At 48.3% G+C, this 5,055-nt stretch carries 5 protein-coding genes; 2 read left to right on the top strand and 3 right to left on the bottom strand.

The genetic code is table 11. From position 1 onward, the window contains the following. Positions 1–1,248 (bottom strand): extracellular solute-binding protein (locus AC1DWB_RS31140; protein WP_477544976.1); only part of this gene is annotated, 1,248 nt, incomplete at its 3' end. A gap of 171 nt (positions 1,249–1,419) precedes the next feature. On the opposite strand from AC1DWB_RS31140, the gene yiaK reads away from it, so the two are divergent. Continuing rightward, positions 1,420–2,421, top strand: a complete 1,002-nt coding sequence (gene yiaK / locus AC1DWB_RS31145; RefSeq protein WP_477544977.1) for a 3-dehydro-L-gulonate 2-dehydrogenase — start codon at positions 1,420–1,422, stop codon at positions 2,419–2,421. A 65-nt stretch (positions 2,422–2,486) separates the two neighbouring features. Here the strand turns inward: yiaK and AC1DWB_RS31150 are convergent, their stop codons facing one another. Both AC1DWB_RS31150 and AC1DWB_RS31155 read right to left on the bottom strand, forming a co-directional pair. Further along, complete coding sequence (locus AC1DWB_RS31150) at positions 2,487–3,698, bottom strand: DegT/DnrJ/EryC1/StrS family aminotransferase (RefSeq protein WP_477544978.1); 1,212 nt, start codon at positions 3,696–3,698, stop codon at positions 2,487–2,489. A gap of 202 nt (positions 3,699–3,900) precedes the next feature. Beyond that, the gene (locus AC1DWB_RS31155; RefSeq protein ID WP_477544980.1) at positions 3,901–4,182 is read right to left on the bottom strand and encodes a small, acid-soluble spore protein, alpha/beta type; all 282 of its coding nucleotides are present in this window, start codon (positions 4,180–4,182) and stop codon (positions 3,901–3,903) included. 151 nt (positions 4,183–4,333) lie between these two features. Between AC1DWB_RS31155 and AC1DWB_RS31160 the strand changes: the two genes are divergently transcribed. Next, on the top strand, positions 4,334–4,753 hold the full coding sequence (locus tag AC1DWB_RS31160) for a CBS domain-containing protein (RefSeq protein WP_477544979.1): 420 nt from the start codon (positions 4,334–4,336) through the stop codon (positions 4,751–4,753). The last annotated feature ends 302 nt before the right edge of the window (positions 4,754–5,055 follow it).

Genomic DNA, 5,055 nt, shown 5'->3' on the forward strand with positions numbered 1-5,055 from the left:
CAATGAATCCAATCGCACTTTAATCAGATCCGGTTGGACGATTTCGGCCAAGGAGGAGTAAATACCTCTATACTGATGCTTGTTATGCTCGACGAAATTGGTCAAGATCTTCCCATCTTGTCGGGACCAGATCTGATCCTCAAACCCCAGCTTCAAATCGGAGTAGCCCGCACCGGCAATAAAGTTCAGCATGCGGATGACCGCTTCCGGATTTTTACTCCCCACGGGTATGACTTCGTATTCCCGGACAAGCGGAGAATTGTATACGCCTTTCTCTCCATTAGGACCAGTCGGATATTCCAGAGGGATCCAAACAGCGTTAAGGTCAAGAGAATTATTCGTTGCAATCGCTCCAGTGGTAGAGTACCACGTGGCAGAGAATAGACCGGCCTTGCCTGTGCTTACTTTCTCATCCAAATTCTTTAGTTTGTTCAAGGGAAACTCTGGATCCATTAACCCTTCCGCATACAGCTTAGCGAAGAAGCTGAGCGCTTGCTTCATTTCAGGAAGTATATTCATATTGACCAGCTTGCCGTCTCTAAGTGCCCACTGGTTCAACTGCACCCCGAACGCACCGAAGAATGGTGCCGTGCGTCCCAAGTATTCCGTAGTCAGCAAGCCAACCGTATCATCCTTGCCATTCCCGTCGGGATCCTTTTCTTTAAACGCCTTGATCACTTGATAATACTCATCCAATGTACGTGGCGGCCTTAATCCGACGCGGTTCAACCAATCTTTGCGGACGTACATCAGCTCGATTCCCTTGACCTCATTAAGGCTGGGAATCGCATAGATTTTCCCGTTGAACGTCACCTTATCCCAAGCTTCCTTAGGCATACGGGCTTTGAGATCCGGTCCATACTTATCGATCAAGTCATCCAACGGCATGAGTGCATTCTGATTCACGTAGCTGGCCACCCACACATCATCGAACACATTGAGCATATCAGGTTTATTGTCCATGGACATGAACAGATTCAGCTTCTCCCGGTACCCTTCAAGCGGTGGTAATATTACGCTAATATCGGTATTCGTATGCGTCTCGATGTAAGACAAATAAGGATTGTTATTCTCATCCAGACCTTGAGGAAAACCCAATCCCAGACTGTTGATCACAATCGAAATTGGGTCTTTCTTAACATGACCCTGCTCGCTCTTGCTCGATGGCCACAAGGTGGAGCAAGCAGTCAATAACCCGACACAACCGACAATACCCGTGAGAGACATTGCTACTTTCCAACGCTTCAATCCAATCGTTCCTTTCCCTTATCGCAAACGCTTTCTAGACACATCTGTGTCGTCACCAAAAGGTTTATAGTATTGTATCACACTTCTATCGCCTAGTCGCCATACATCCGTTATACTTATGTGAAGCAGCAGTTTGTCGAACTAGTGATCAAAAAGGGAGTGAACTCATTTATGTTAAGGATTCCATTCGAAGAAATGTATAACCGCTTACACCATGTGTTGTTGAACATCGGCTTCACACCCGAGCGAGCCGAGAAATGTGCGCGTCTATTCACGCAGACGAGCTGCGACGGCGTATATTCGCACGGATTGAATCGCTTTCCGGTGTTCATTAACCTTATCCGGAAAGGGATCATTAATATTCACGCTGAACCGGTCCGTACCGATGAAATGGGTGCGATCGAACGCTGGGACGGACGTCTTGGACCTGGCAACCTGAATGCCTCCTTCGCTATGGATCGGGCTATTGCTTTGTCGAAAGAGCATGGGATCGGAGTCGTCGCACTTCGCAATACAAACCATTGGATGCGAGCCGGAACGTACGGATGGCAAGCAGCGGAAGCCGGCTGCATCGGGATATGTTGGACGAATACGATGCCGAATATGCCGCCATGGGGCGGGAAGACCAGCAAGTTAGGCAACAACCCGCTCGTTCTTGCCGTTCCGCGAGCAGCGGGGCATGTTGTACTGGATATTGCCATGTCGCAGTATTCCTACGGAAAGCTCAATTCGTACGTCCTAAGTGGAGACGAACTCCCCTTCGATGGGGGGTATGACGAAGATGGACAGTTAACACGCGATCCGTCCGCTATAACCAAGTCACGGCGACCTTTGCCTATCGGATATTGGAAGGGCTCGGGATTATCACTCATGCTAGACTTGATCGCGGTTATGTTAAGCGGAGGATTATCCACGATGGATGTAGGTAAGTTGTCTGGGGAGTATGCCCTATCGCAGCTGTTCCTTGCATTCGATTACGAGCGACTGCCAGAGAGCAGCGCCCTGCAACAGCGCGTGGATGAAATATTGAGTGATCTGCAGAGCAGCTTGCCTACGGACGATAACGGCAGCATCCGGTATCCCGGGGAGACCGCCCTGAACACCCGCAGAAACAATATGGAGCATGGCATTCCAGTTGATACGAGCATTTGGCAGCAGGTCATGGAACTGTAACAGAAAGGCCTTCATCTTGCTTTCCGAATGGAAAGAGATGAAGGCCTTTAACTTATGATCATAGCTTAGAAGGAACGAACTACTTTCTGAACCGCTTCCGCGATATCGTCCATCGCTTTTTCTTCGGAAAGCAGCACGTTCTGCGTCAACCACAGCACTTCCTTCTCACAAACGCGCTCACACACGGGGCATTCATCCACAAGGCGACGACCGGTCCAGGCTTCTATTGCATCAAGTACCGCCACATTCTGATTAAGTGGCACATAACCAGCCGCTACCGGGACGCCTTCGGCTTGTACACGCTTCATAAATTCGTTCTTCTCAATCCGATCTGTCCACTCGCTATCCAGCTTGAACATGTATAAGTGATAAGCATGCCTCGTAATACGCGGGTCCTGTTTAATTAGACGAATCCCATCGATCTGACTGAGTAGACCATTCAAGCGGGCCGCGTTATTCTCACGTGTTCGCATCTGATCTTCCAGACGAGTCATCTGGGCGAGCACAATGGCAGCCTGGAATTCCGTTAACCGATAGTTCTGCCCTAACTTCTCGTGCTGATACCATTGACCGTTCGGGATTCGACCGACATTACAGATCGACCAAGCGTTCTCCCACAGGTTTTCTTGATTCGTTGTAATGATACCGCCTTCACCGGCATTCAAGTTTTTACTCGATTGCAAGCTGAACGTCCCCAAGTCCCCGATCGACCCAACGCCTCTCCCCTCCCATTTGGCTCCTACAGCTTGGGCAGCGTCTTCGATTAGTGCCAGACCATGTTTCTTGGCGATTTCTCCAAGTCGGGTCATGTTGGCAGGAGCTCCAGCAATATGGACCGCAATGATCGCTTTCGTCTTAGGCGTAATCAATGATTCGACTTTCTCTGGATCAATGAGTAGTGTATCTGCTTCAATATCAGCGAATACTGGAATGACCCCATAGGCTAATGCTGCGGTAGCCGTGGCAATGAACGTATAAGGTGTAATAATGATCTCATCACCAGAGCGAACTCCTGCAGCCTGCAGAGCGACTGTAATCGCGACAGTTCCGTTCACAACGGAGATGGCATACTGAGCGTCTTGAAGTTGCGCGAATTGTTTCTCCAGTAGGGGGAGCTTCGGTTCGTATCCGACTTGCGGTGATGTACCGGAACCTCCCCATTTGCTGGATTCGAGAACTTCCTTCAGCATAGACAGCTCCAGTTCATCATATATAGGCCACTCCGCATAACCAGCCGTACGGACAGGGGGTCCTCCATGGATCGCGAGCTTATTCATATCAATCTCCTCTCGACAAACGATGTCTAATTAGGTTGGATGGCTTAGCCATTGACACTATACTAGAACACTTTCGGAGGAAGGGTATGACATTTTATTCGCACGATAAGCCAATATTGTAACTCATACAAAAAAAGCGTTCCCCTCATGGAGAAACGCTCATCCTTAATGATTCTGGGAGTAAAATATACAGTGGAAGGGGTTACGGCTTACGAGCGAGCTGCTCCTTAGCCATACGTACCATCTCCCGCACCATCGCTCCACCAATTTCTCCGCCAACTCTTCCGGCCGCTTCCGTCGTGAGCTCACCGTTATCGCCTTCTGTTAAGGGTACACCTAGGGAACGTGCTACTTCATACTTTACCTGGTTCGGATGAGCAAGGTCTACAGCATACCCCTGCTCCTTCATGACATGAGCTTTGAACAAATCCATGTTATGTCCAGCTTCAGGAACAACCAGTCTTCGGTTACGTCTGCGCGACATTGTCATCACCTCATCGGTAGTGTATCCTTGACTAAGCAAAGTCATGCACATACTCCTGATACATAGGTGGGACCTGATTGATTTTCCATAAGAAAAGGCAACCTGCTGCCGCAAAAAACGTTATAATGGGTAAGGGAGGAGAAGTCGAAAGATGAATATTGCTTTTTTTCTGGTTCCTAAATTAGAAGTGGTCTGTCTGACTGCTAGCTCCACGCTTCGTCAAGCGCTGGAACGTATGGAATATCACCGTTATACAGCAGTACCGATCCTTAGTGATGAAGGCAAATATGTAGGAACGATTACCGAAGGCGATCTGCTATGGTTCATGAAGAATAACGAGGATGTTACCTTCGAGAATGCCCATCGCGTCCATTTATCGGAAATTCCTATGCGAATTCATAACGTACCCGTACACATTAACGCGAACATGAACGATTTGATTTCCAAAGCGAAAGCGCAAAACTTCGTCCCGGTTGTCGACGATATGGACCGTTTCATCGGTATCGTTCGCCGCAGCGATATTATCGAATATTGTGCACAGCAAATGTTTCGGGAGAAAATTGTTGGATGATTGTAAGGACAATTTAAACACCTGCAGCATTGAGAGGTTAACTTGACTAGGGTCATGTTAACCAGGATACATTCTGTCGTCATAAATAGAGGAGCCTCGAATCATCGAGGCTCCTCTATTTATGTTGTATTTCACCTTCATCTCAATAACCACATTGCCCGAGAGCGGTGTGCTGAGCGACTAGAAGAGCAGTAACCATTTCGTAATAAAGCGCTTTCTACCATTCATGAAATGCACCCCTCTCGGAACCATTTTATGCTACTTTTTCTCCGCGTCGATGTCTTTTTGCAACAGTTCAGTCG

The sequence above is a fragment of the Paenibacillus sp. P4_E11 genome, assembly GCF_056401635.1.